23 protein-coding genes are annotated in these 25,630 nt (G+C 73.0%); 6 read left to right on the top strand and 17 right to left on the bottom strand.

Annotation, left to right across the window (positions count from 1 at the left end; genetic code table 11):
* Positions 1 to 94: 94 nt before the first annotated feature.
* The 7 genes from G6553_RS08995 to G6553_RS08965 all read right to left on the bottom strand — a co-directional run bounded on the left by G6553_RS08995 (position 95) and on the right by G6553_RS08965 (position 7,127).
* Positions 95 to 337 (bottom strand): hypothetical protein, encoded by a 243-nt coding sequence (locus G6553_RS08995; protein WP_166191231.1) that lies wholly within the window; start codon positions 335 to 337, stop codon positions 95 to 97.
* Positions 334 to 1,380: a YihY/virulence factor BrkB family protein gene (locus G6553_RS08990; RefSeq protein ID WP_166191229.1), complete on the bottom strand. Its 1,047-nt coding sequence runs from the start codon at positions 1,378 to 1,380 to the stop codon at positions 334 to 336. The genes G6553_RS08995 and G6553_RS08990 overlap by 4 nt, the downstream gene beginning before the upstream one ends.
* Positions 1,381 to 1,440: 60 nt before the next feature.
* Positions 1,441 to 1,953: a 2'-5' RNA ligase family protein gene (locus tag G6553_RS08985; protein ID WP_166191227.1), complete on the bottom strand. Its 513-nt coding sequence runs from the start codon at positions 1,951 to 1,953 to the stop codon at positions 1,441 to 1,443.
* A 9-nt stretch (positions 1,954 to 1,962) separates the two neighbouring features.
* A complete protein-coding gene (trpS, locus tag G6553_RS08980) occupies positions 1,963 to 3,021 on the bottom strand; it encodes a tryptophan--tRNA ligase (protein WP_166191226.1) in 1,059 nt (352 codons plus the stop codon).
* A gap of 93 nt (positions 3,022 to 3,114) precedes the next feature.
* On the bottom strand, positions 3,115 to 4,353 hold the full coding sequence (locus tag G6553_RS08975) for an MFS transporter (protein WP_166191224.1): 1,239 nt from the start codon (positions 4,351 to 4,353) through the stop codon (positions 3,115 to 3,117).
* An 80-nt stretch (positions 4,354 to 4,433) separates the two neighbouring features.
* Positions 4,434 to 4,844, bottom strand: coding sequence for a hypothetical protein (locus tag G6553_RS08970; RefSeq protein ID WP_166191222.1), 411 nt, complete (start codon positions 4,842 to 4,844; stop codon positions 4,434 to 4,436).
* Positions 4,845 to 4,937: 93 nt separating this feature from the next.
* Positions 4,938 to 7,127: an NADP-dependent isocitrate dehydrogenase gene (locus G6553_RS08965; RefSeq protein WP_166191220.1), complete on the bottom strand. Its 2,190-nt coding sequence runs from the start codon at positions 7,125 to 7,127 to the stop codon at positions 4,938 to 4,940.
* Positions 7,128 to 7,329: 202 nt separating this feature from the next.
* On the opposite strand from G6553_RS08965, the gene G6553_RS08960 reads away from it, so the two are divergent.
* Entirely contained in the window at positions 7,330 to 8,292 is a 963-nt protein-coding gene (locus G6553_RS08960) for an aquaporin (protein WP_166191218.1), read from the top strand.
* A 21-nt stretch (positions 8,293 to 8,313) separates the two neighbouring features.
* On the opposite strand, the gene G6553_RS08955 is transcribed toward G6553_RS08960, so the two are convergent.
* On the bottom strand, positions 8,314 to 8,841 hold the full coding sequence (locus tag G6553_RS08955) for a hypothetical protein (protein WP_166191216.1): 528 nt from the start codon (positions 8,839 to 8,841) through the stop codon (positions 8,314 to 8,316).
* A 119-nt stretch (positions 8,842 to 8,960) separates the two neighbouring features.
* On the opposite strand from G6553_RS08955, the gene G6553_RS08950 reads away from it, so the two are divergent.
* Complete coding sequence (locus G6553_RS08950) at positions 8,961 to 9,947, top strand: malate dehydrogenase (protein WP_166191214.1); 987 nt, start codon at positions 8,961 to 8,963, stop codon at positions 9,945 to 9,947.
* Positions 9,948 to 10,111: 164 nt separating this feature from the next.
* Here the strand turns inward: G6553_RS08950 and G6553_RS22115 are convergent, their stop codons facing one another.
* From G6553_RS22115 to G6553_RS08925, 5 genes are all read right to left on the bottom strand, one after another.
* Positions 10,112 to 10,519 carry a DUF3017 domain-containing protein gene (locus G6553_RS22115; RefSeq protein ID WP_166191212.1) on the bottom strand — a complete coding sequence of 136 codons (408 nt, stop codon included), beginning with the start codon at positions 10,517 to 10,519 and terminating at the stop codon, positions 10,112 to 10,114.
* A 5-nt stretch (positions 10,520 to 10,524) separates the two neighbouring features.
* Positions 10,525 to 11,388: a bifunctional methylenetetrahydrofolate dehydrogenase/methenyltetrahydrofolate cyclohydrolase gene (locus G6553_RS08940; RefSeq protein ID WP_166191210.1), complete on the bottom strand. Its 864-nt coding sequence runs from the start codon at positions 11,386 to 11,388 to the stop codon at positions 10,525 to 10,527.
* Positions 11,389 to 11,415: 27 nt separating this feature from the next.
* A complete protein-coding gene (purH, locus tag G6553_RS08935) occupies positions 11,416 to 12,999 on the bottom strand; it encodes a bifunctional phosphoribosylaminoimidazolecarboxamide formyltransferase/IMP cyclohydrolase (protein WP_166191208.1) in 1,584 nt (527 codons plus the stop codon).
* Between the two features lie 111 nt (positions 13,000 to 13,110).
* On the bottom strand, positions 13,111 to 13,731 hold the full coding sequence (gene purN, locus G6553_RS08930) for a phosphoribosylglycinamide formyltransferase (protein WP_166191206.1): 621 nt from the start codon (positions 13,729 to 13,731) through the stop codon (positions 13,111 to 13,113).
* Between the two features lie 135 nt (positions 13,732 to 13,866).
* Positions 13,867 to 15,117: a DUF6350 family protein gene (locus G6553_RS08925; protein WP_166191204.1), complete on the bottom strand. Its 1,251-nt coding sequence runs from the start codon at positions 15,115 to 15,117 to the stop codon at positions 13,867 to 13,869.
* 72 nt (positions 15,118 to 15,189) lie between these two features.
* Between G6553_RS08925 and G6553_RS08920 the strand changes: the two genes are divergently transcribed.
* The 3 genes from G6553_RS08920 (at position 15,190) to G6553_RS08910 (ending at position 19,107) form a co-directional block, all read left to right on the top strand.
* Entirely contained in the window at positions 15,190 to 17,100 is a 1,911-nt protein-coding gene (locus G6553_RS08920; protein WP_166191202.1) for a sigma-70 family RNA polymerase sigma factor, read from the top strand.
* Positions 17,101 to 17,225: 125 nt separating this feature from the next.
* Complete coding sequence (locus G6553_RS08915) at positions 17,226 to 17,732, top strand: SigE family RNA polymerase sigma factor (RefSeq protein WP_166191200.1); 507 nt, start codon at positions 17,226 to 17,228, stop codon at positions 17,730 to 17,732.
* Positions 17,725 to 19,107 carry a hypothetical protein gene (locus G6553_RS08910; protein WP_166191198.1) on the top strand — a complete coding sequence of 461 codons (1,383 nt, stop codon included), beginning with the start codon at positions 17,725 to 17,727 and terminating at the stop codon, positions 19,105 to 19,107. Before G6553_RS08915 ends, G6553_RS08910 begins: the two co-directional genes overlap by 8 nt.
* A gap of 93 nt (positions 19,108 to 19,200) precedes the next feature.
* On the opposite strand, the gene sucD is transcribed toward G6553_RS08910, so the two are convergent.
* The 3 genes from sucD to G6553_RS08895 form a co-directional block, all read right to left on the bottom strand.
* Positions 19,201 to 20,082: a succinate--CoA ligase subunit alpha gene (sucD, locus tag G6553_RS08905; protein WP_166191196.1), complete on the bottom strand. Its 882-nt coding sequence runs from the start codon at positions 20,080 to 20,082 to the stop codon at positions 19,201 to 19,203.
* A gap of 20 nt (positions 20,083 to 20,102) precedes the next feature.
* Positions 20,103 to 21,269 carry an ADP-forming succinate--CoA ligase subunit beta gene (gene sucC, locus G6553_RS08900; RefSeq protein ID WP_166191194.1) on the bottom strand — a complete coding sequence of 389 codons (1,167 nt, stop codon included), beginning with the start codon at positions 21,267 to 21,269 and terminating at the stop codon, positions 20,103 to 20,105.
* A gap of 241 nt (positions 21,270 to 21,510) precedes the next feature.
* Positions 21,511 to 21,876, bottom strand: coding sequence for a hypothetical protein (locus G6553_RS08895; RefSeq protein ID WP_166191192.1), 366 nt, complete (start codon positions 21,874 to 21,876; stop codon positions 21,511 to 21,513).
* Between the two features lie 274 nt (positions 21,877 to 22,150).
* On the opposite strand from G6553_RS08895, the gene G6553_RS22110 reads away from it, so the two are divergent.
* The gene (locus tag G6553_RS22110; protein WP_166191190.1) at positions 22,151 to 23,086 is read left to right on the top strand and encodes a M23 family metallopeptidase; all 936 of its coding nucleotides are present in this window, start codon (positions 22,151 to 22,153) and stop codon (positions 23,084 to 23,086) included.
* Between the two features lie 129 nt (positions 23,087 to 23,215).
* Here G6553_RS22110 and pcrA read toward each other — a convergent pair whose 3' ends face one another.
* Complete coding sequence (pcrA, locus tag G6553_RS08885) at positions 23,216 to 25,546, bottom strand: DNA helicase PcrA (RefSeq protein ID WP_166191306.1); 2,331 nt, start codon at positions 25,544 to 25,546, stop codon at positions 23,216 to 23,218.
* Between the last annotated feature and the right edge of the window lie 84 nt (positions 25,547 to 25,630).

Raw genomic sequence — 25,630 nt, 5'->3', positions numbered from 1 at the left:
CTGTGGACAACCTGCTTCGCAGGGCGGTCCTGCCCCCACATCTCAGGGGAGTGCTGCACATATAGGGGCAGATCTGCCCCGATATGTGCAGGGGTCACCGGTTAACCGGTGACTCCTGCGCCTGCCCCCGCAACGCACGGACGCCGAGCCGGCCCAGCACGACGGCGATGGCGAGGTTGACCACGATGAGCACGGTGTGGGCGACCCAGTAGCCCGTGGGGCGGTCCTCGCCCTCGGCGTGGGCGTTCCACAGGTTGCGGGTGAACATCGCGTAGGTCAGGACGTTCCACGCCGCGACCCCCACCAGCAGCCAGCCGTGACGTCGTTCGAACCTCATCCGGTCCTCTTCCTCCTCAGCAGCGCGACCGCGCCCAGGGCGGCCGCTCCTCCGACCGCGAACGGGGCGAGCGCGGTCCTCACGCCGGAGTGCTGCGCGTGCAGCTCCGCCGGTGTGGGCGTCCGCGGTCCCTGCACCGGGTCGGCCGGCTCCAGCACGCGCTGGGCGACCGCCGCGGGCGAGGTGTACGCGAACGCAGCCGAGTACAGCACGACCCGCGAGAAGTAGTTGATCCAGACCAGCAGGATCAGCGCGATGCCGAACGCCTGGAACGCCGGCTGCTCCTTGGTAGAGGCCAGCAGCACGCCGGAGAGCTGCTTGAGCGCCTCGAAGCCGAGCGCGCCGAGCAGGGCGGCCTGCAGCAGGGAGGAGCGCGGCAGGCGGGGCTGGGCGAGCAGGGCGTAGAGCGCGTAGAACAGCACGGTGTTGGCCGCGAGACCGAGCGCGATGGTGAGCAGCCTGACCAGCCAGCCCAGCTCCTGGTCGAGCCCGAGCCAGTCGAGGATGTCCTCGGAGAAGCTCCCCACGAACCCCGCGACCGCGACCGCCACCAGCAGCACGGTGCCGATGACGACGAGCGTGAGCGCGTCGCGGAGCTTGCCGACGACGAAGTTCGGGTGCTCACGGCGCGGCATGGCGAAGACGGTCTGCAGGGCGGCCCGCATCGCCGAGAGCCAGCCGAGGCCGGAGTAGAGGACACCGGCGAGACCGAGGAGCGCCGCCCACCCACGGAAGGTGCGGATCTGCTCGAGCGACACCTGTCCCTCGTCCGGACCGACGATGCCGGGGAGCACCGAGTCGATCGCGTCGCGCAGGTTGCGGTTCGCGTCGGGGTAGACCTCCGAGACCAGACCGACGGTGAAGAACGACAGCGCGAGGATCGGGAAGAAGGACAGGAAGGCGAAGTACGTCACCGCGCCGGCCTGCTGCGAGGCCTGGACCGACCCGTAGTGCTCCTGCATCCGCACCAGGTGGTCCACGAACGGCCGGCGTCGGCGTACGTCCTGGACGCCCTCGGACACCCGTTCCTGGATCGCTGGCATGCGGAGCAGGTACCCACCACCTCGCCGAGCCCCGGCCGGTCCCCCGGCCGGTCCCGGCGCTCAGCCCCCGAGCGTGAAGTCCCGGCTGGGCTGCCAGCCGAGCGTCTCGTCGTGCACGTAGAGGTGGAACTCCCCGACGAGGAACTCGCACTCGAAGTCGGCGAGGTCGTCGAAGGCCCGGTCCAGCTGGTCGTCGCCCAGGTGGTGGGCGATGGTGACGTGCGGGTGGTAGGGGTACTCCAGGTCGACCGCGAGCGGCCCGCGGCGCACGGCGGCGGCCAGCTGCTCGCACGAGGAGATCCCCTCGACCAGGGAGACGAACACCACCGGCGAGACCGGCCGGAACGTCCCGGTCCCCCGCAGGTGCACGAGGAACGTCTGCTGCGCGGCCGCCACCGCGGCCAGGTGCTCCTCGACGGCCGCCAGGTCGCTCTCGGCCAGCTCGGTCGGCGGGACCAGCGTGATGTGCGTGGGGATCATCGTCGCGGTCGTGTCCCCGAGGGCGGTCCGGTAGTCCTGGAGCTCGCTCGCCCAGGGCTCAGGGATCGCGACGGCAACCCCGATCGTCGGCATTCCCCGACCCTACTGGGCCGCCGCCACGAAGCCGACGCGCTGGTAGACGTCCTTGATCGTCGCCTCGGCCACCGCCCCGGCGGTCTCGGCGCCGCGCCGCAGCACGGACATCAGGTGGGCCTGGTCGTCGAGCAGCTCGAGGGTCCGCTCGCGGAACGGCGTCACGAACGCGACCACGACCTCGGCGAGGTCCTTCTTCAGGTCGCCGTAGCCCTTCCCGGCGTACTGCTCCTCCAGGTCGCCGACCGTGGTGCCGGTCAGCGCGGAGTAGATCGTCAGCAGGTTGCTGACGCCCGGCTTCGCCTCGGCGTCGAAGCGGATCTCCGCCTCGGAGTCGGTGACCGCGGAGCGGATCTTCTTCGCGCTCTGCTTCGGGTCGTCGAGCATGTCGACGATGCCCGCCGGCGAGGAGGCCGACTTCGACATCTTGCGCGTCGGGTCCTGGAGGTCGGCGATCTTCGCGGTGGCCTTGAGGATGTAGGGCTCGGGCAGCCGGAAGGTCTTCTTGTAGCGGCTGTTGAACCGCTGCGCGAGGTCGCGGGTCAGCTCGAGGTGCTGGCGCTGGTCCTCGCCGACCGGCACGTAGTGCGGGCGGTAGAGCAGGATGTCGGCGGCCTGGAGGATCGGGTAGGTGAACAGGCCGACGCTGGCCGCGCCTTCGCCGCCCTTGGCCGACTTGTCCTTGAACTGGGTCATCCGGCGCGCCTCGCCGAAGCCGGTCAGGCACTGCAGCACCCACCCCAGCTGGGCGTGGGCCGGGACCTGCGACTGCACGAAGATCGCGGACCGCTCGGGGTCGATCCCCATCGCCAGCAGCTGCGCGGCCGCGCGCAGGCAGCGCTCGCGCAGCACCTTCGGGTCCTGCTCGACGGTGATCGCGTGCTGGTCGGCGATGAAGAAGAACGGCTGGTGGTCGCGCTGGAGGTCCACCCACTGCCGCAGCGCGCCCAGGTAGTTGCCGAAGTGGAACGAGTCGGCCGTCGGCTGGATCCCCGACAGCACCCGCGGGCGGGCACCGCCGGACGCCGCGACGGGCGCGGCGGTCTCGGGCGAGGTGGTGGTGGACATGGGTCCATCCTCCCCGACCGGCGTGCCGGGCCGAACGCCGGACCCCGAGGCGCCGGTCACCTCCGCACGGCGCTCAGCAACCGGTCGCGCGGCTCAGGCCCGGCGGGCGTCCGCGGCGCGGCCGTTGCGGTGGACCACCGCGGACCACAGCAGGATCGCGACGCCGAGCACCGACAGGCCGGCGCCGACGAGGGCGGGCGCGCGGTAGCCGAGGCCGGCGGCGATGACGAGGCCGCCGAGCCAGGCGCCGAGCGCGTTGGCGAGGTTCAGGGCGGCGTGGTTCATCGCCGCGCCGAGGGTGACCGCGTTGCCGGCGACGTCCATCAACCGGATCTGCAGGTTGGTGACGAGCACCGACCCGACCGCGGTGATGAGGAAGACGACCGGGAGCAGCCACCAGCCGAAGGGCGCGACCGCCCAGAAGAGCAGCATCACGAACGTCGACCCGATGCCGGACCAGATGAGCGAGCGGAAGACCGACCAGGCCGCGAGCTCGCCGCCCAGCCAGGTGCCGGCGACCATGCCGAGCCCGAAGGCGAGCAGGAAGAACGGCACCGTGCCGCTGCCGAGCCCGCCGACGTCGGTGACGGTGGTCGCGATGTAGGAGTAGACGGCGAACATGCCGCCGAAGCCGATCGCACCGGCCGCCATCGTCATCCACACCTGGCGGTTGGTGAAGAAGTCGCGCGCCTCCGCGCGGCCGGTCGCCTCCTTGTCGCCCGGCACCGACGGCACGAACGCGAGGATCAGCAGCATGGTGAGCCCGGCGATGGCCGCGGTGATGACGTACGCCGCCCGCCAGCCCAGGTGCTGGCCGACCCAGGTCGCGGCCGGCACGCCGACGACGTTCGCCACGCTCAGGCCGAGCATCACGCTGGCCACCGCGCGACCGCGCTTCTCCGGCGTCGTGAGATTGGACGCGACCAGGCTGGCCACGCCGAAGTAAGCCCCGTGCGGGAGGCCGTCGAGGAAGCGGGCCAGCGTCAGCAACCCGTAGCCGGTCGCGGCCGCGCTGAGCAGGTTGAACGCGGCGTACGCCCCCATCAGCCCGACGAGCAGGCCGCGGCGCGGGAGCCGGGCGGCGAAGAACGAGAGGATCGGCACGCCGACCACGACGCCCAACGCGTACGCCGAGATCACGTGGCCGGCGGTGGGCTCGGAGACGCCGATCCCCTCGGCGATCTGGGGCAGCAGCCCCATCGTCACGAACTCGGTGGTGCCGATCGCGAAGCCGCCCACGGCCAGCGCGAGCACGGCCAGCACGAAGCGGCGACCCCCGGCCGGGGTGGCGACGTCGCCGGCAGGCGCGGTCGCGGGCGCGGTGGAGGTCATGGGGCCTTCCGGTCGGGGGGACGTGCTCATCCTCCAACCGGCGCCGGGCGCCGGCCTATTCCGCCGCCGGCCCCCGAGGCTCAGCAGACGGTCGTGATCTCGCCGACAGCGTCGTCGAGCCGGCGCTCGGCGTCAGCGACCGCCTCGTCGTCGACGCGCGTCCCGTCGGCGGCGCGCCGCGCCTGCCCCAGCAACACGTCGACGGCGTCCCGCGCCCGCCCGACCTGCCGGCGGGTCTCGCCGCCCAGACCGGCCTCCGCCGCTCGGAGCGCCTCCCGGATCCCCTCGAGCTCGCGCCGGGCCGCCTGCGGGTCCGCGCCGAGGTCGGCCACCGCGTCCCGGGCGCGCCGCTCGGCCTCGTCCGCGGCTCGCTGCGCCACCGCGCAGCCCGCGTCCTCAGCGGCCCCGCGGACGGCGTCCTCCGCCTCCGAGCAGGCGCCGAGCAGGGCGGTGGCGACCAGCAGGGCCGACGTCGCGAGGAGGGTGCGCACGATCGGCCAACGAGCGGGACGGCCACCGGGTTCCGCACGCACCGCGGCCCGTCACCCAACGAGGGTGACGGGCCGCGGTCGGGGCTGGACGCCTCAGAGCGAGGCGAGCGCCTCGTTGAGCGTCGTCGACGGACGCATGACGGCCGAGGCCTTCTCGTCGTCGGGCCGGTAGTAGCCACCGATGTCGGCCGGAGAGCCCTGGACGCCGTTCAGCTCGGCGACGATGGTCTCCTCCTCGGCGGCCAGCCGCTCGGCGAGCGGCTTGAAGGCGGCGGCGAGGTCGGCGTCCTCGGTCTGGTTCACCAGCTCCTGGGCCCAGTAGAGCGCCAGGTAGAAGTGCGAGCCACGGTTGTCGATGCCGCCGACGCGACGGGTCGGGGACTTGTCCTGCTCCAGGAACGTCCCGGTCGCGCGGTCCAGGGCGGCGGCGAGCACCTTCGCGCCCGGCTTGCCGGCCTGCTCGGCGTAGAGCTCCAGCGACGGCACGAGGGCGAAGAACTCACCCAGGCTGTCCCAACGCAGGTAGTTCTCCTTGACCAGCTGCTGCACGTGCTTGGGGGCCGAGCCGCCCGCGCCGGTCTCGAAGAGGCCGCCGCCGTTCATCAGCGGGACGACCGACAGCATCTTCGCCGAGGTGCCGAGCTCGAGGATCGGGAAGAGGTCGGTGTTGTAGTCGCGCAGCACGTTGCCGGTCACCGAGATGGTGTCCTCGCCGCGGCGGATCCGCTCCAGCGAGTACGCCGTCGCCTCGGCGGGCGCCATGATCTCGATGGTCAGGCCGTCGGTGTCGTGCTCGGCGAGGTACTCCTTCACCTTCGCGATGAGGTTCGCGTCGTGGGCGCGGGTCTCGTCGAGCCAGAACACCGCCGGGGTGCTGCTCGCGCGGGCCCGGGTGACGGCGAGCTTGACCCAGTCGCGGATCGGCTCGTCCTTGGTCTGGCAGGCGCGCCAGATGTCGCCCGGCTGCACGTCGTGCTCCATGAGGACGTCGCCGCCCGAGTTGACCACGCGGACGGTGCCGGCCGCGGGGATCTCGAAGGTCTTGTCGTGCGAGCCGTACTCCTCGGCCGCCTTGGCCATCAGGCCGACGTTCGGCACCGAGCCCATGGTGGCCGGGTCGAAGGCGCCGTTGGCGCGGCAGTCGTCGATGACGGTCTGGTAGACGCCGGCGTAGGAGGAGTCCGGGATCACCGCGAGGGTGTCGGCCTCCTCGCCGTCGGGGCCCCACATGTGGCCCGAAGTGCGGATCATCGCCGGCATCGAGGCGTCGATGATGACGTCGCTCGGCACGTGCAGGTTGGTGATGCCCTTGTCGGAGTCGACCATCGCGAGCGCCGGCCCATCGGCCAGGCCCTGCTGGACGGCGGCCCTGATGGCCTCGCCCTCCGGCAGCGAGTCGACCGCGTTGAGCAGCGCCCCGAGGCCGTCGTTCGGCGAGATGCCCGCGGCGCGCAGCTGCTCGCCGTACTGCTCGAACAGCGTCGGCAGGAACGCCTGCACCACGTGGCCGAAGATGATCGGGTCGCTGACCTTCATCATCGTGGCCTTGAGGTGGGCGGAGAACAGCACGCCCTCGGCCTTGGCGCGGGCGACCTGCTCGGTGAGGAAGCGGCGCAGCGCGGCGACGTCCATGTAGGTGCCGTCGACGACCTCGCCGGCGAGCACCTTGATGCCGTCCTTGAGGACGGTGGTCGAGCCGTCGGCGGCGACGAGCTCGATGCGGAGGCTGTCGTCGGACTCGATGACGACCGACTTCTCGTTGGAGCGGAAGTCCCGGTCACCCATCGTCGCGACGTTGGTCTTGGAGTCGCTGCTCCAGGCGCCCATGCGGTGCGGGTGGGCCTTGGCGTAGTTCTTGACCGAGGCCGGCGCGCGGCGGTCGGAGTTGCCCTCGCGCAGGACGGGGTTGACCGCGGAGCCCTTGACCTTGTCGTACTTGGCCCGGGCCTCCTTCTCGGCATCGGTCTGCGGGTTCTCGGGGTAGTCCGGGATGTCGTGGCCCTGCTCCTGCAGCTCCTTGATCGCGGCCTTCAGCTGCGGGATGGAGGCGGAGATGTTGGGCAGCTTGATGATGTTGGCCTCGGGCGTGGTGGCCAGCTCACCGAGCTCGGCGAGCGCGTCGTCGACGAGGCCGAACTGGGCCAGGATGCGGCCCGAGAGCGAGATGTCGCGGGTCTCGACGTCCACGCCGGCCTTCGCGGCGTACGCCGAGACGATCGGCAGGAACGAGTACGTCGCGAGCAGCGGCGCCTCGTCCGTGTGCGTGTAGATGATCTTGGCCATGGAACGGCAGCTCCTGTAGCTGGACGGCTGGGGGCGGATCGCGGACGATCGAGGTCGTGCATGTTTCTTGACGTCAAGATACCTGACGGCCGCGCCGACGCCCAGCCTCGCACCCGGACGGTCGAGGTGCCATGCCTGGACCACGTGCCGCTCGGGTGCTCGTCGGGGTTTGGCGGGTGTGCGCGACGGGGACCAGCGAGACATGAGCACCCCGCACACCGCCCTGCCCGGAACCGGGCAGCGGATCGCCGCCGAAGCCATCGGCACCTTCCTCGTCGTCCTCGTCGCCGCCGGCACCCTCGTCCTCTCCGACGACGTCGTGGCCGCAGCCCTCGCCTACGGCCTCGCGCACGCGGCCGCCGTCGCCGCCCTCGGCCGGGTGTCGGCGCACCTCAACCCCGCCGCCACCGTCGGGTCGGCCGTCGCCGGCCGCACCACCTGGCGCGACGCCGGGATGCTCATCGGCACCCAGGTCGTCGCCGGTGTGCTCGCGGGGCTCGTCCTCTTCGCGTTGCTGCACGGCTACGAGGGCTTCGAGGCCGAGGGCAACATGGGCCAGAACTCCTTCGGCGACCTCGGCAACGGGTACGCCGCGTGGGCGGCCCTGCTGCTCGAGGTGCTCGTGACGTTCCTCTTCGTGCTCGTGGTGCTCGCGGTCTTCGACGAGCGTCGCGAGGACCGCGACCTCGCCCCGCTGTGGACCGGTCTCGCGCTCGTCGCCCTCGCCCTGCTGGCCATCCGCTTCACCGGCGCCTCGCTCAACCCGGCCCGCTCGATCGGCCCCGCGCTCTTCGCCGGCGGCGACGCGATCCTCCAGCAGTGGGTGTTCATCCTCGGCCCGTTGCTCGGCGGCCTGCTCGCCGGCCTCGCCGCACCGTTCGTGCTCGGCCGCTCCGGCGCCCCCGTCCCCGGCTCGGGCCTGCGCCTGCCGGCCCGGAGGTCCGGTTCCGGTTCCGGTTCCGGCACGGGCTCGGGCGACGCCGCTGCGACCACCACCCAGCAGTGGGACCAGGAGCGGCCGATCATCCAGGACGGCTGGCAGTGGGATCCGGTCGCGCAGGAGTGGAAGCCCGCCGACCCGCAGTGGACCACCCCGCAGGACGACCCCACCGAGCAGACCCCCTGGCCCGACACCGGCGGCGACCAAGGGACCCAGATCCGCTGACCCGCTGGTCGAGCAGCGAGCTCACTCGGCTCGGTCGACCGTCCGCCGCTCGACCACGCCGGGGTCGAGCGGCGACGTCGTCTCCAGCTGGACGGAGTCGTCGTCGAAGTCCGTGACCGCGGTGACGTCCTCGACGACGCCGGGGACGTACGCCGTGCGCCAGGAGTCGCCGTACCGCGGCTCTGCCGGCATCGCCAGCCCCGCCTGCGCACCGTTCGCGCCGGCCTGCCACTCCCCCGCGGTGCCGAACCACCACACGTTGCCGCGCCGGTCCTGCGCGTAGTAGTCGTCCCCGACGACCGTGACCTCGACGCCGGCCACCTCCGCGGTGCCGCCCACGGCTGCCTCCGCCCCGAGGTCGCCGAGGAACCACGGGTTGTCGATCTCCGCCACGAAGTCGTCGGCGTCCGGGGAGGGCGTCGGCACGACCAGCTCGTCGACGCCCGTGGGCGGGCTGGTGGGCGAGGCGGTGCCGCACCCACCGAGCAGGAGCGAGACGGCCAGCGACGCGGCGCCCATCGCCGCAGCGGTCGCCCCCGTCGTACGCACGGGGGCCAGCCTAGGCGCGCACGGCCCGCCACCCGGCCGCGGTCCGATCACCCCAGGTGGTCCACCTCACGTCCGCTGCTAGCGTCGGCAGCGTCCGCCGACCTCGACAAGGAGTCCTCGTGAGCTCTACCCCCCTCAAGGTGGCCGTGACCGGCGCCGCCGGCCAGATCGGCTACAGCCTGCTGTTCCGCCTCGCGAGCGGTGCGCTCGCGGCCGACCGCCCGATCGAGCTGCGGCTGCTGGAGATCACCCCGGCGCTCAAGGCGCTCGAGGGCGTCGTCATGGAGCTCGACGACTGCGCCTTCCCCGGCCTGGCCGGCGTCGAGATCGGCGACGACGCGGAGAAGATCTTCGACGGCGTCAACCTGGCCCTGCTCGTCGGCGCCCGCCCGCGCGGGCCGGGCATGGAGCGCGGCGACCTGCTCGAGGCCAACGGCGCCATCTTCACCACGCAGGGCAAGGCGCTGAACAAGGTCGCCGCCGACGACGTGCGCATCGGCGTCACCGGCAACCCGGCCAACACCAACGCGCTGATCGCGATGAGCAACGCCCCCGACATCCCGCAGGAGCGGTTCTCCGCGCTCACCCGCCTCGACCACAACCGGGCGATCTCGCAGCTGGCGGCCAAGACCGGCGCGCCGGTCACCGACATCACGAAGATGACGATCTGGGGCAACCACTCGGCGACGCAGTACCCCGACCTCTTCCACGCCGAGGTCGGCGGCCGCAACGCCGCCGAGGTCGTCGGCGACCAGGCCTGGATCGAGAACGACTTCATCCCGACCGTCGCCAAGCGGGGCGCGGCGATCATCGACGCGCGCGGCTCGTCCTCCGCCGCCTCCGCGGCCTCGGCCACCATCGACGCGGCCCGCGACTGGCTCTTCGGCTCGACCGAGGGCGACTGGGTCTCGATGGCCGTGCGCTCCGACGGCTCCTACGGCGTGCCCGAGGGGCTCATCTCCTCCTTCCCTGTCACCACCCGCGACGGGAACTGGGAGATCGTCCAGGGTCTGGAGATCGACGACTTCTCTCGCGGCCGGATCGACGCCTCCACCGCCGAGCTGGCCGAGGAGCGCGACGCCGTCACCCAGCTCGGCCTGATCTGACGCAGACGACGACGCCGACGCCGACGCAGACCCGGGGCCGCTACAACCGTTCGATGGCACGGTTGTAGCGGCCCCGGGCGTCCGGAGCGCGCGGCTTCCGCGCAGTTGCGCGGAAGCTGTTCCCCCGAGCCGGGCCGAGCGACGCGACCCGACGGGGATCGGTCCTACAGGGGCTGGTCGGGGATGGTGGCCGACAGGAAGAACAGGGCCGACCCGACGAGGACCAGGACGAGCACGTCGACGAGCCGGTGGCGTACGGCGAGCATGCCGGCGTCGCGCTGGCGCAGCACCAGCCGCACCAGGGCCGCCGCGAGGATCGCCCCGGCCACCACGCGGATCCCCAGCCGCCACTCCCCCGCGGCGACGACGCCGATCCCGACGGTCGTCGCGGCGAGGACGAGCAGGTAGAACGCCCCGCCGAGGGTCGAGGGGTACCGCCGCTCCTCGAGCAGCTCGATCTCCTCGGCCAGCTCGGCCGCGACCTCGTCCTCGGACGGGACGTGGTCGGGCGGGACCCGGTCGGGCTGGTCGTCGGGCTGGGGCTCGGGGCGAGGTGCGGCGGGGTCGCTCACGTCGCTCAGGCCGGGACCTTCGATGCGGCGAGCGCGCGCTCGGCCATCGTCACGACGTTCACCAGCAGCATCGCGCGGGTCATCGGGCCGACGCCGCCGGGGTTCGGCGAGACCCAGCCGGCGGTCTCCCAGACGTCGTCGGCGACGTCGCCGGCGATCTTGCCGTCGACCCGCGAGACGCCCACGTCGAGCACGGCCGCGCCGGGCTTGACCATGTCGCCGGTGATGATGCCCGGTACGCCGGCGGCCGCGACGACCACGTCGGCGTTGCGCGTGTGCGCAGCGAGGTCGCGGGTGCCCGTGTGGCACAGCGTCGCGGTGGCGTTCTCCGAGCGGCGGGTGAGCAGCAGGCCCATCGGGCGGCCGACCGTGAGCCCGCGGCCGACGACGACCACCTCGGCACCGCGCAGCTCGATGCCGTGGCGACGCAGCAGCTCGATGCAGCCCAGCGGCGTGCACGGCAGCGAGCCGTCCTCCCCGAGCACGAGCCGGCCGAGGTTGACCGGGTGCAGGCCGTCGACGTCCTTGTCGGGGTCGACGCGCGAGAGCAGCGCGAACTCGTCGAGCCCGGTCGGCTGCTGCACGAGGAACCCGGTGCACGCCGGGTCGGCGTTCAGCTCGTCGATCGCGGCCTCGACCTCGGCCTGGGTCGACGTCGCGGGCAGGTCGACGCGGATCGACTCGATGCCGATCTCGGCGCAGTCCTTGTGCTTGGCGCCGACGTACCAGTGCGAGCCCGGGTCGTCGCCCACCAGCACCGTCCCGAGGCCGGGCACCACTCCCTGCTCACGCAGCGCGGCCACCCGCTCGGTCAGCTCGGCCTTGATCGCCTTGAGGGTGGCGCTGCCGTCCAGCTTCTGTGCAGTCATCTCGGGGATCCTCTCAGGGACGGACGGTCAGTGCGCGAAGTGCCGGGTGCCGGTGAAGTACATCGTCACGCCGGCCGCCTTCGCCGCCTCGATCGTCAGCTCGTCGCGGACCGAGCCGCCGGGCTGGACGATCGCGGTGACGCCGGCGTCGATGAGGATCTGCGGGCCGTCCTCGAACGGGAAGAACGCGTCGGACGCGGCGACCGAGCCGGGGGCCCGCTCCCCCGCCCGCGAGACGGCGAGCCTGCAGGAGTCGACGCGGTTGACCTGCCCCATGCCGACGCCGACCGAGGCACGGCCCTTGGCGAGCAGGATCGCGTTGGACTTCGCCGAGCGGCACGCGCGCCACGCGAAGGCGAGGTCGGCGAGCACCTCGTCCGACGCGGCCTCGCCGGTCGCGAGCGTCCAGGTCGAGGGGTCGTCGCCCTCGGCGTCGACGTGGTCCACGTGCTGCATCAGCAGTCCGCCGCTGATCGGCCGGGTCTCGACGGCCGCCCCGGCGTCGACCGGGCAGACGAGGATGCGGATGTTCTTCTTGCCCTGGAGCACCTCGACGGCGCCCTCGTCGTACGCCGGCGCCACGATCACCTCGGTGAACACCTCGGCCACCTGCTGCGCCATCTCCACCGACACCGGCCGGTTGACGGCGATGACCCCGCCGAAGGCCGAGGTCGGGTCGCACGCGTGCGCCTTGCGGTGCGCCTCGGCGACGTCCGCGCCGACCGCGATGCCGCACGGGTTGGCGTGCTTGATGATCGCCACGGCCGGCTCGTCGAAGTCGTTGGCCGCGCGCCGGGCGGCGTCGGTGTCGACGTAGTTGTTGTACGACATCTCCTTGCCGTGCAGCTGCTCGGCGGCCGCGAGCCCGCCGGTGCCGTGGCCCGAGGTGTAGAGCGCGGCCGGCTGGTGCGGGTTCTCGCCGTACCGCAGCGTCGCCTTCTTCTCCCAGGTCGCGCCGGCCCACGCCGGGAAGCCGGTGCCCTCGGAGGAGTCGGTCAGGACGTTGCCCATCCAGGACGCGACGGCGACGTCGTACGCCGCGGTGTGGGCGAACGCCTCGGCCGCGAGCGCCCGGCGCTGGTCGAGCGAGAACCCGCCCGCGCCGACGGCGGCCAGCACGTCGGCGTACCGCGCGGGGCTGGTGACGACGGCGACCGAGGGGTGGTTCTTGGCCGCGGCGCGCACCATCGAGGGGCCGCCGATGTCGATCTGCTCGACGCACTCGTCGGGCGTCGCACCGGAGGCGACGGTCTCGGTGAACGGGTAGAGGTTGCACACGACCAGGTCGAACGGCTCGACCTCGAGGTCGGCGAGCTGCTGCACGTGGGCGTCGAGGCGGCGGTCGGCGAGGATGCCGGCGTGCACGCGCGGGTGCAGCGTCTTGACCCGGCCGTCGAGGCACTCGGGGAAGCCGGTCAGCTCCTCGACCCGGGTGACGGGGAGGCCGAGCTCCTCGATGCGCCGCGCGGAGCCACCGGTCGAGACGAGCACGACGCCCGCCTCGTGGAGGCCGCGGACGAGGTCGTCGAGACCGGTCTTGTCGTAGACGGAGACGAGGGCCCGCTTGACCGGTACCTGGTCGGCGGCGTGGGCGGAGACGTGGTCGGCCATGTGTTCACTCCTGCTCGCGAGGAGGGAGCACCCAGGCGGACGATGCTCCCGACGTCACTCCCCGGTGGTCACCCACCTGCGCCAGTCGTGTGCGGCCCAGCATAGAGGTGCTCAGCCGCCGAGGCGCACCCGCCGACCGTCGACGACGAACCCCTCGCGCGCCATGCGGCCGACCGTGTCGACCAGCATCACCCGCTCGGCGGCCTTGATCCGCTCGTGCAGCGAGTCGACGTCGTCGTCGTCCTCCACCGGCACCGCCACCTGCGCGACGATCGCGCCGGTGTCGACGCCCGCGTCGACGACGAAGAGCGTCGCGCCGGTGACCTTCACGCCGTACGCCAGCGCGTCGGCCGGCCCCTGCATGCCGGGGAACGACGGCGACAGCGCCGGGTGGGTGTTGACCGTGCGGCCGCCGAACCGGGCGAGGAAGTCCTCCCCGACCAGCTTCATGAAGCCCGCCAGCACCACCAGGTCCGGCTCGAAGGCCGCCACCCGGTCCGCGAGCGCGCGGTCCCAGCGGTCGCGGCTGGTGAACTGGCCGACCTTCGTCACGAACGTCGGCACGCCGGCCCGGTCCGCCCGCGCCAGCCCCTCGATCCCGTCCCGGTCGGCGCCCACGGCGACCACCGAGGCGCCGTACGCCGGGTCCGCGCACGCGTCGAGCAGGGCCTGCAGGTTGGTCCCGGAGCCGGAGACCAGGACGACGAGGCGGGCGGGGCTGCGGTCGGGCACGGCCCGGAGCCTAGACGGTCGCGGCGGCGGGTCCCGGGCCGCGGCGGCTCATGTAACGCACAGTTACCCACTGTGTCGGCACGCTGCAGCGTGCCGACACAGCAGCGAACGGTCCGTTACAAGCGCCGGCGCGGCTCAGTCGGCGACGGCCGCCGAGCGCCGCTGCCACCAGGTGGTGGCGAGGGCTCCCACGAGCCCGCCGACGCCGAAGGCGGTGATGGCGTGGAGGGCGACGTCGAGCTCGAACGGCCCGACGTCGCGCATCCGGCCGGGGCCGACCGCGCCGCCGGCGAGACCGGCGAGCAGGCCGAAGGCGATGCCGGCCAGCACGCCGGCGGCGAGCCCGCGGGCGACGGCCTCGCCCCACCCGTCGGCCGGGACGAGCCGGTGGTGACGGGCCACGGCGACGGCGGCGACGAGGGCCGGCAGCACCGCGAGGTACGCCGTCCAGGCCGGCGGCGGGCCCGCGTCGGGGAGTGCGGCGAGGAGCGGGAACATCGGCAGCGGACCGAGCACCACCGCCGTCGGGGAGACGAGGGTGCCGGCGCCGACCGAGAACCCGGGGCCGAGCAGGTAGGAGCCGGCGAAGGCGACGGCGTTGGGCACGACGAGCAGCGAGACCAGGACGAGCAGCGTGGCCGCACCCGCGTCGGTGTGCAGCTGGGAGAGGACGTTCGCGGCGGTGCCCAGGTCGAGCACGAGCGCGACGAGGAACGCGGCGGCGGCGACCGCCAGCCAGCCGAGCAGCACCAGCCGGCAGGCCGGCAGCGCCAGCCGCAGGACGGGCGGGACGACCGCGGCCCAGATCGCCGCGCGGCCGGAGCCGACCGCGACCGCCGGGGCGCCGAGTCCGAGGCAGAGCAGCAACGACCAGCCCACGACCCGGCCGGTGGCGACACCGGAGCCGGTGTCGGTGGCGAGCACGCAGGTCACGACCGCCACGACGACGTACCCCGCAGCGAGCAGCCCGGCGGCGACCGGCACCGTCCAGTCGCGCTCGCCGTCGGCGATCCGGTCGGCGTCCGGGCCGTGGCCGGAGACCGAGTCCCCGACGCGCAGGCCGAGCCGCCAGACGGTCCAGGCGCTGACCAGGGTGAGGCCGAGCGGCACCGCCGTCACCGGGACGCCCTCGACGCGGATGCCCGACCCGTGGCCCAGGAGCCAGGCCCACGCGCCGACGCGGAGGCCGTCGCCGGTGGAGCCGTGGGCGCCGGCGTCGGTGAGGAACCAACCGACCACCCCCAGCGCCAGGCACACCAGCAGCGGACCGAGCGCGGCCGCCGCACCACCGAGCGTCGCGACCAGCACGAGCGGTCGACGGTGGGCCAGGTCGTGGCCGACCGAGGTCGACGAACGGGCCGTCGACGGGGGCAGCAGGGAGGTCATGGCTCCCCGATCATCACCCGGCCGACCGGTGTGGCGGTGCTGCCACGCCGCGCGGGTACGGTGGTCGGCGCCATGCCGCCGTCCGCCGACCCCGCCGATCCCGTGGGTCCCGTCGACCCGGTGGGTCCCCGGGGGCCCACCGATCCCGCGGACGCGTTCGACGAGCTCTACAAGAGCACCCGCGACCGGCTGCTGCTGCAGACCTGGGCGCTGACCGGCGACCTGGCGGCGGCGCGGAGCGCGGTCAAGCACGCGTACGTCGTCGCCTGGCACCACTGGCGCAAGGTCTCGCGCCGTGAGGACCCGGAGGCGTGGCTGCGGCCGCACGCGTGGGCCTACGCCCAGCGCCGCCACACCGCCCGGCTCGGCCAGCGCGACAAGGACCTCGACCCCGACGTCCAGGCCACCCTCGACGCCCTCGCCGCGCTGCCGGCCGGGCAGCGCCGGGTGCTGCTGCTCGCCCTGCTCACGCAGGTGCCGTCGGACGAGCTGGCCCGCGAGGTCGGCCTGACCCGCGAGCAGGCCGAGCGCGAGCTGCGCACCGCCGGCGCGGCCTTCACCGAGCTGCGCGCCGTGCCGAGCGGCGAGATCGCCGCGCTGCTCGAGCCGCTGTCCGCGGCGGTCGCCGAGGTGCGGTGGCCGCGTCCCACGATCCTGCGCCGGTCCGGAGCCGGCCGGCGCCGCGCCCACACGGCCGCCGGCGTGCTGGCCACCGTCGCCGCGCTCGTGGTCAGCGGCGTCGTGGTCAGCGACGACGGCGTTCGCACCTCGCTCGACCGGGCGGCGACCGGTCAGCGCGGCGAGGCGCCGGGCGGGCGCGGCGTCGAGCCGCAGCCGCCGCTGGTCGCCGACGCGCTGCTGAGCGCCGAGCAGGTGCAGTCGCGCGCCAAGGGCACCGGCTGGACCGAGCGACGCACCGACGGCAACACCGAGGGCGACGGGACGGTGCTCCCCTGCCAGGCCGACCGGTACGCCGATCCCCGCGGCACCGCCGCCCTCCTCCGCACCTTCGCCGCCGCCGACCCCGGCGACGGGCCGCGCCGCAACGCCTGGCAGCTCGCCGAGGCGTCGCGCAACGAGCGCGCCGCACGGCGTACCTTCCGCCGCAGCCTCCAGTGGTACGCCGCCTGCTCGGAGCCCCGCGTGCAGCTGCTGTCCACCCGCACCGTCGGCGCGGTCGGCGACCAGGCGATGCTGCTCGCGCTGCGGTCCTGGTCGCGGCCGGTCCGCACGACCGTCGTCGGCATCGCCCGCACCGGCCTGCTGACGACGACGACCGTGCTGCGGGTCGGCAACGACGCGCGACCCGACGTCGCCGGCGTGACCGACCTGCTCGCCGACGCCGTGCGCGGCCTGTGCTCGCTGCCCGACGGCGGGTCGTGCGTCGGGAAGCCGGAGCCGCAGCTCGCCCTGCCCGTGCCCGTCGGCGAGGTGCCGAGCCTGCTCTCCGAGATCGACCTGCCGCCGGTCGAGCGCGTCGCCGCGCCCTGGACGGGCAGCCCGACCGTGCGCGCGGACACCAACCCCGCCGCCACTCCCTGCGACCGCACCACCTTCACCGGCGGCGGGATCAGCAACAACGTCACCCGCACGTTCGTCGTGCTCGACGCGGGCCTGCCCACCGAGTTCGGGCTGAGCGAGACCGCGGGCTCGCTGGGCCGGCGGAAGGCCACCGCCTTCGTCGACGGCGTCCGCCGCCGGATCGCCCGCTGCGCCGAGGACGACCTCACGACCGAGGTGCGGCGGCTGACGACCACCGACAGCCGGCGGGAGGCGCTCACGGTCTGGGTGGTCACCACCGAGCTGTCCGACGAGACGACCGTCCGATACCACATGGCCGTCCTGCGGGCCGGCACGGCGGTCGGCCAGGTCGGCTTCGTGCCCGGCGGACGGCGCACGATCACCGACGAGGCGTTCGTCGGCGTCGCGCGCCGCGCGCTCGAGCGGCTGCACGAGCACCCCGCCCCGAAGACTGCGCCCTAGACCGGCTCCCCCGGCTCCCGAACTTCTCGGCCCACCCGTGCAACCGTGAGGCCCACCGGGGCGTATCCCTCCTGACCGGTCACCGAGAGCCGGCCGGAGCAGCACAGCGAGACGGGAACGAGTCGATGGACGAACGCGAGTTCGACGACTTCTACACCGCGTCGTTCCAGAAGATCACCGGACAGGTCTACGCGATGATCGGCGATCGGGACGAGGCGCAGGAGTGCGTCCAGGAAGCCTTCGTGCGGGCGTGGGCGCACCGCCGCAAGCTCGAGCGGGCCGAGCACCCCGAGGCATGGGTGCGCACGACGGCGTACCGCCTCGCGGTCAGCCGCTGGCGACGCACGACGCGGGGCCGGCGCCCCGCCGACCGCGCGCTCGGCGCCCGCACCGAGACCGCCGCGCCCAGCGAGGCGCACGTCGCGCTCGTCGCCGCGCTCAAGCAGCTGCCCGAGGCGCAGCGGCAGGCGCTCGTGCTCCACCACATCGCGGACCTCCCGGTCCACGTGGTGGCGCAGGAGACCGGCGTGCCCGAGGGCACCGTCAAGGCCCGGCTCAGCCGCGGCCGCGCCGCGCTCGCCGCCCTGCTCTCCGACGACACCGGCTACGAGAAGGGTGCGAGCCGTGCGTGACCCGATCGAGGACCTCCAGCACTTCCGCTCCGAAGGGACCACCGTGAACCCGCTGCCCGCCTCCGAGGTACGCCGTCGCGGCGACCGGATGCGGCGTCGCAACACCGCGCTCGCGACCGTCGGCGGTGTCGCCGCCGCGCTCGCCGCCGTCGCCGTCCCGCTCAGCGTCGTCTCCGGCGCAGGGGACGACGCCCGCGACATCAGCCCCGCACCGCCCGCCCCGTCGGTCTCCTGGCTGCAGGAGGTGCCGGGGGACTTCCCGCTCGACGACGGATACTCGTTCGGCGCGGTCGTCGAGGAGGTGTCGCCGAGCATCCCGGCCGCCTGCGGCACGCCCTTCTGGACGACCGACGGCACGACCGACGTCGAGGGCGTGATCGTCTCCGGCGGCGAGGCGTTCGACGCACGGATCCTGATGGTCTACCCCGACGACGCCGCCGCGGAGCGGGCCCTCGCCGGCATCCGCGACGCCGTGGCGGCCTGCCCCGAGCAGACCACCACCGACGAGGGCCCGGACAACACCCTCGTCTACGACGTCGTCGACCAGGACCTGCCCGCTGAGGAGTCCTTCGTCTTCACCGAGCAGGTGCGCACGGCCGAGGACACCCTCGAGAACGCCACGATCACGATGGCCGCCCGCACCGGCAACGCGGTGCTGCTCGACCAGTCCTACGGGGCGCCGGCCGGCAAGCAGGTCGTGGAGGCCAACCTGCGCAACCAGCTGCAGCGCGCCGCGACGCCGCTGTCCGCGATGTGCGTCTTCTCCGCGACGCCGTGCGGCGCGACCGACGACGCCGAGGCCGGACCGATCGTCCCGGACGGCTTCCCACTCCTCAAGGGCTGGCCGACGGACTCCGAGGGCGGGGAGTTCGGCCTCGCCGGTCCGACCCGAACGGGGCTCGACGTCATGGAGCCGGAGGCGTGCGGTGCGGTCGCCGAGGTGCCGGAGCACACCGACCTGGTGCGCGCGGCCTACAACAACCCCGAGGACTACCGCCAGCGCCAGCTGGTCACCTTCGCCACCGAGGACGAGGCCGACGCCTACGTCGACGACGTGCTGGCGATCTTCGACGACTGCATCGACCTGGTCGTCGAGGACGGCTCGCGACGGCTCACCCAGGTCGTCACCGAGATGTCCGACACCGGCGACCGCGCCGGTGGGGCGGTCACCCGCTACGAGCGCGACGGCGAGCCGATCCCGGGGATGAGCACCCTGTTCGTGGTGCGGGTCGGCAGCGCGGTGCTGCTGGCCGAGAACCAGAGCGAGGGCAGCGGCGGCCTCGACCCGGCCGCGGCCACCCAGGAGGCGTTCACCGCGATCGTCTCCGAGTCCCGCGGCGTCGTGGCCGCGATGGGTGACCTCCGCGCCGACTGAGCCGCCCGCACGCACCCGGCGTACGAACGCAGCGACGCAGAACGGCCCCCGGCGAGATCGCCGGGGGCCGTTCAGGGTGCTACGAGCAGGTGCTCAGAGGGACTGGAGGATCTCCCGCATGAGGGCCGCGGTCTCGGACGGCGTCTTGCCGACCTTGACGCCGACGGCCTCGAGGGCCTCCTTCTTCGCCTGCGCGGTGCCGGAGGATCCCGACACGATCGCACCGGCGTGGCCCATCGTCTTGCCCTCGGGGGCGGTGAAGCCCGCGACGTAGCCGACGACCGGCTTGGTCACGTTGTCCTTGATGTACGCCGCCGCGCGCTCCTCGGCGTCGCCGCCGATCTCGCCGATCATCACGATCGCCTTGGTCTCCGGGTCGTTCTCGAAGGCCTCGAGGGCGTCGATGTGCGTGGTGCCGATGATCGGGTCACCACCGATGCCGATGGCGGTCGAGAAGCCGAAGTCCCGCAGCTCGTACATCATCTGGTAGGTCAGCGTGCCCGACTTCGACACCAGGCCGACCGGGCCCTTGCCCGCGATGGTGTGCGGGGTGATCCCGGCCAGGGACTCCTCCGGCGAGATGATGCCGGGGCAGTTCGGGCCGATCATCCGGGTCTTCTTGCCCTGGAGGTAGGCGAAGACCTCGGCGCTGTCCTGGACCGGGACGCCCTCGGTGATGACCACCAGGAGCGGGATCTCGGCGTCGATGGCCTCGATGCAGGCGTCCTTGGTGAAGGCAGGCGGCACGAAGGCGACCGACACGTCGGCGCCGGTGGCCTCCATGGCCTCCTTGACGGTCCCGAAGACCGGCAGCTCCTTGCCGTTGAGCTCCACGGTGGTGCCGGCCTTGCGGGCGTTGACACCACCGACGATGTTCGAGTCGGCCTGGAGCATCAGGTTGGTGTGCTTGGAGCCCATCCCGCCCGTGATGCCCTGGACGATGATCTTGGAGTCCTTGTTGAGGTAGATCGTCATGTTCCTAAGGTCTCCTTGTCTCAGGCGTTCGCCAGCTCGGCGGCCTTGTCGGCCGCACCGTCCATCGTGTCCACCTGCGTCACCAACGGGTGGTTGAGCTCGTCGAGGATCCGGCGGCCCTCCTCCACGTTGTTGCCGTCCAGGCGCACGACGAGCGGCTTGGTGGCGTTGTCGCCGAGGATCTCGAGCGCACCCTTGATGCCGTTGGCGACCTCGTCGCAGGCGGTGATGCCGCCGAAGACGTTGACGAAGACGCTCTTGACCTGCGGGTCGTTGAGGATCACGTCGAGGCCGTTGGCCATCACGGTGGCGTTGGCGCCGCCGCCGATGTCGAGGAAGTTCGCCGGCTTCACGCCGCCGTGCGCCTCACCGGCGTACGCGACGACGTCGAGGGTCGACATGACCAGGCCCGCGCCGTTGCCGATGATGCCCACGGCACCGTCGAGCTTGACGTAGTTGAGGCCGAGGTCCTTGGCCTTCGCCTCGAGCGGGTCGGCCTCCTCGCGGATCTCGAACTGCGCGTGGTCGGGGTGACGGAACTCCGAGGCGTTGTCGTCGAGCGACACCTTGCCGTCGAGGGCCTCCAGCTTGTCGCCCTCGAGGCGAGCGAGCGGGTTGACCTCGACGAGGGTGGCGTCCTCCTCGACGTAGACCTTCCACAGCGCCTGGACCATCTCGATGGCCTGGTCGCGCAGCTCGGCGGGGAACTTGGCCTCGTCGACGATCGCGGCGGCCTTCTCCGGCGTGACGCCCTCGAGCGCGTCGACCGGGATCTGGCGGACGGCCTCGGGGTTGGTCTTGGCGACCTCCTCGATCTCGACGCCACCCTCGACCGAGGCGATGCACAGGTGCGAGCGGTTCGAGCGGTCGAGCAGGAAGGAGAAGTAGTACTCCTCCACCGGCGGCGTGGCGGGGGTGACCAGCACACGGTTGACCGTCAGGCCCTTGATCTCCATGCCCAGGATGTTCGACGCGTGCTCGAAGGCCTCGTCGGCGGTCTTGGCCAGCTTCACGCCACCGGCCTTGCCGCGGCCGCCGGCCTTGACCTGCGCCTTGATGACGGTGACGCCACCGATCTCCTCGGCGGCGGCCTTGGCGTCCTCGGCGGTCTCCACGACCTTCCCGAGGGTGGTCGCCACACCGTGCTTGGCGAAGAGCTCCTTCGCCTGGTACTCCATCAGGTCCACGAAATTCCACCAGTCCTATTCAGGGTGCGGGCCGCGTCCGGCGCGGGGCGCGCGGCGGCCCGGGGGTGTCCTCGCGGCACACTAGACCTGTCGCCGGGTCGGCGACGAGGGCAGAGGGCGCCTACGTGACGCAACGCACTAGCCGTCGGCCGGCGCCACGTCCGGGCCCCGGTGCCCCGTCCGGGCCCCGCTCAGCCATGCCTCCCGCAGGGGTACGCCGTGTCGTCGGCCACGCCGGCCGTCAGCCGGTCGGCGCCTCGTCCGCCACCCGCCGGACCACGTCGGCGGCCCGGTCGTCCCTCCCGACGGCCACCAGGACGATCGTGTCGTCGGCGTGGTCCGGGTCGCCGGCGAGGTCCGCGGCGAGCGACCCCGCGTCGTACGACGCCGGCGCCAGGAGGACGACGACGGCCACGTCCTCCTGGACGGCGGCGGCGGTCACCAGCCCTTCGTCGACGTCCTGACCTGCATGGACGACCTCGTGGCCGGCGTCGCGCAGCGCTCGCGCCAACCGTGTCAGGGCCTGGTCGCCCTGCGTCGGCTCGGCCCCCGGTCCGGCTGCGGACGCGTCGGCGTCGGGCAGGGCGGCGAGCAGGAGCCGGGGCACGGGAGCGCAGCCTAGGGCTTCGTCCGACCGGCCGGAGCCGTCCTCCACCCGACCGCGCACGTCGTCCACAAGGTTGTCCAGCCCGATTTCGATGACCGTGACCGGTCCGTTACAGTCGCCTCTCGCCCCTCCCCCTTCCTCGGGGGAACGGGCCGGAAGCGCACGCCTGCAGCCGACAGCAACGGAGTCACCATTCATGGGTAACCACCGAGCGGACCGTCGCGGCCCTCGCCGCCGTCCCTCGGAGACCCCGCGGGTGACCGAAGGCCGTCGTGTGGCCGGACGGGAACCCATTACCCGGGCCTCCCTGGAGGCAAACCCCGCCGTCACGACCGCGGCCGCCGTCGGCCCCGACGCGACCACCGTCTTCCGCGACCACGACGTCACCGTCGAGATGCCCCTGGTGCGCACCGACGCCCGCACCACGACGACCACGGTCGGCAAGCGCAAGGCCGTCAAGCAGACGGGCTCCCGCGCTCCGCTGCTCAAGGGCCTGCCCTCCGCGCCGGTCCTCATCGGCGCGGCGGCCCTCGCGGTCTCGGTCGGTGGCGTGGTCACCAGCGGCACCCCCGACCTGGTCGCCGAGCGGACGAAGGTCCAGCAGCCCACCGCGCTCAGCGGTGCCAGCGGCGTCTCCAGCGTGGACGCCCTGGACCGCTCCAGCGGCGTCAGCCGTGACTCCCGGCGCGACGCCCTCGCCGACACCGCCGATGCGGAGCTCGTGGCCGAGGCCGCGAAGCAGATGCGCCAGCGCAACACCGCGCTCGCACAGTTCGCGAAGGACGCCGAGAAGCACGCGGCGAAGATCGCCGAGAACCAGTGGGTCATGCCCCTCGCCGGCTACCGGCTCACCGCCCGCTTCGGTGACTACGGGCTCTGGGCGAGCTACCACACCGGTCTCGACTTCGCCGCGCCCACCGGCACCCCGCTGCTCGCGATGGCCAACGCCGTCGTCACGAGCGTCGGGTACGACGGCGCCTACGGCACCAAGACCGTCCTCACCCTCGAGGACGGCACCGAGCTCTGGTACTGCCACCAGACCTCCACGACCGTCTCCCCCGGCGACGTCGTCCGCGCCGGCGAGGTCATCGGCACCGTCGGCTCCACCGGCAACGTCACCGGGCCGCACCTGCACCTCGAGGTCCGTCCCGGCGCCGGTGACCCTGTCGACCCGTACGCCGCGCTGCAGGTCCACGGGCTCAACCCGTAGCGAGGACGCGCCCGTCCCTGCTGTCGGCGGGCACGTCACCGGGTCTCGACACGCCGGTCGCGACCTCGTTCCTCGGTCGCGCAGCTCGCTCGACCACCATCAAGCTGTCGGCCGTCGCTGCGCTCCGGCCTACAGCTTCTCCACCGGCGCGTACCGCAGCAGCAGCCGCTTGACGCCCTCGCTGCCGAAGTCGATCGAGGCGACCGCCTTCTCGGCCACGCCCTCGAGCGCGACGACGGTGCCCATGCCGAACGAGTCGTGCAGGACCCGGTCGCCGGGCTCCAGCGAAGGCACCTCGCGCGCCGGCTTGGACTTCGCGGCGGCGTCGGCGCGCAGGGCGGCCGAGGAGAAGTTCCGTCGGCCGGCGGCGGTCGGGGTGGCCAGGCGGGTGTTGCCGCCCCCGCCGGACAGGTCCGGCCGGCTCCAGGAGGTCTGCGCGGCCTCGGTCCGCTTCCAGTCCACGAGGTCGACCGGCAGCTCGTCGAGGAACCGCGAGCCGGGATTGTGCGACGGCGCCCCCCAGGCCGACCGGACGACCGCGCGGGAGATGTAGAGCCGTTCGCGGGCGCGGGTGAGGCCGACGTACGCCAGACGGCGTTCCTCCTCCAGCTCGGGCTGGTCACCGAGCGCTCGCGCGTGCGGGAAGACGCCGTCCTCGAGGCCGGTGAGGAAGACGACCGGGAACTCCAGGCCCTTGGCGGTGTGGAGCGTCATCAGCGTGACCACGCCGTCGTCGTCCTGCGGGATCGAGTCGGTGTCGGCGACGAGCGCGACCCGCTCGAGGAAGTCGCGCAGGCCGGGCGCGACCGTGCCGGCGTCGACGTCGGCGGGGTCGGCCGAGGGGCCGGCGACGGGGTCGTCGGAGAACTCGCGGGCGACGGCGACGAGCTCGGCGAGGTTCTCGATGCGGGTGGCGTCCTGCGGGTCGTCGGAGTCCTCGAGCTCGGCGAGGTAGCCCGAGCGAGCCAGCACGGTCTCCAGCACGACGTCGGCGCGCTCGCCGGCCTCGACCATCGACTGAAGCTCCTCGACCATCGCGACGAAGCCGCGGATGTTGGTCGCCGAGCGGGTGGCGAGGCCGGGGGCGTCGTCGGCGCGGCGCAGCGCCTCCCAGAAGGTGAGCCGGTCGCGGTCGGCCAGCGCGCTCACGCACTCGACCGCGCGGTCGCCGATGCCGCGCTTGGGGGTGTTGAGGATCCGGCGCAGCGAGACCTGGTCGTCGGGATTGGCGAGCATGCGCAGGTAGGCCAGGGCGTCGCGGACCTCGCGCCGCTCGTAGAAGCGCACCCCGCCGACCACCTTGTACGGCTGGCCGGTGCGGATGAACACCTCCTCGAACACGCGCGACTGGGCGTTGGTGCGGTAGAAGACGGCCACGTCCGCGGGGCGGACGCCGTGCTCGTCGACCAGTTCGTCGATGGTCTGGGAGACGAACCGGGCCTCGTCGTGCTCGTCGTCGGCGACGTACCCGACGATCCGGTCGCCGTCGCCCGCGTCGGACCACAGCCGCTTGGGCTTGCGGCCCTTGTTGTTGCCGATGACGGCGTTCGCGGCGTTGAGGATGGTCTGGGTGGAGCGGTAGTTCTGCTCCAGCAGGATCGAGGTGGCGTTCGGGAAGTCCTGCTCGAAGTCGAGGATGTTGCGGATGTTGGCGCCCCGGAAGGCGTAGATCGACTGGTCCGCGTCACCGACGACCATCAGCTCGGCCGGCTCCACGCGCTGGGCGTCGTCGTCCGCGCCGGTCTCCTCCATCGGGTCGGCGCAGAGCTGGTGGATGAGGGCGTACTGCGCGTGGTTGGTGTCCTGGTACTCGTCGACGAGCACGTGGCGGAACCGCCGGCGGTAGGTCTCGCGCACCTCCGGGTAGGCCTGAAAGAGGTTGACCGTCGCCATGATCAGGTCGTCGAAGTCGAGCGCGTTGGCCTCGCGCAGGCGCCGCTGGTAGAGCTCGTAGACCGCGGCGTAGGTCTCCTCGAGCTTGTTCTTGGCGTCCTTCTTGACCTCGTCGACGTCGCGCAGCTCGTTCTTGTGGTTGCTCACCCAGTGCAGCAGCGCGCCGGGCTGGTAGCGCTTCGGGTCGAGGTCGAGGTCCTTGCAGACCAGCTGCATCAGCCGCTTCTGGTCGGCCGCGTCGTAGATCGAGAAGCTCGACTTGAAGCCGAGCTTGTCGACCTCCTTGCGCAGGATCCGCACGCAGGCCGAGTGGAACGTGCTCACCCACATGATCCGCGCGCGCTTGCCGACCAGGTCCTCGACGCGCTCCTTCATCTCGGCCGCGGCCTTGTTGGTGAAGGTGATCGCCAAGATCGAGCCCGGGTGCGCCTGCCGCTCCTGGATCAGCCAGGCGATCCGCCGGGTCAGCACGCGGGTCTTCCCCGACCCCGCCCCCGCCACCACCAGCAGCGGCGCGCCCGCGTGGACCACCGCGGCCCGCTGCGGCTCGTTGAGCCCCTCGAGCAGCTCCTCCCGGCTCGGCCCGCGCCGCGGCGTACGGGGTCGATCGGCGGAGCCGTCAGGGCCGTCGGGGCTGCCGCCGGGGCCGCC

Source organism: Nocardioides sp. IC4_145, assembly GCF_011250565.1.
GTDB lineage: Bacteria > Actinomycetota > Actinomycetes > Propionibacteriales > Nocardioidaceae > Nocardioides.
The sequence above is the reverse complement of the archived record's forward strand: the minus strand, read 5'-3'. Positions and strand labels throughout refer to the sequence as shown.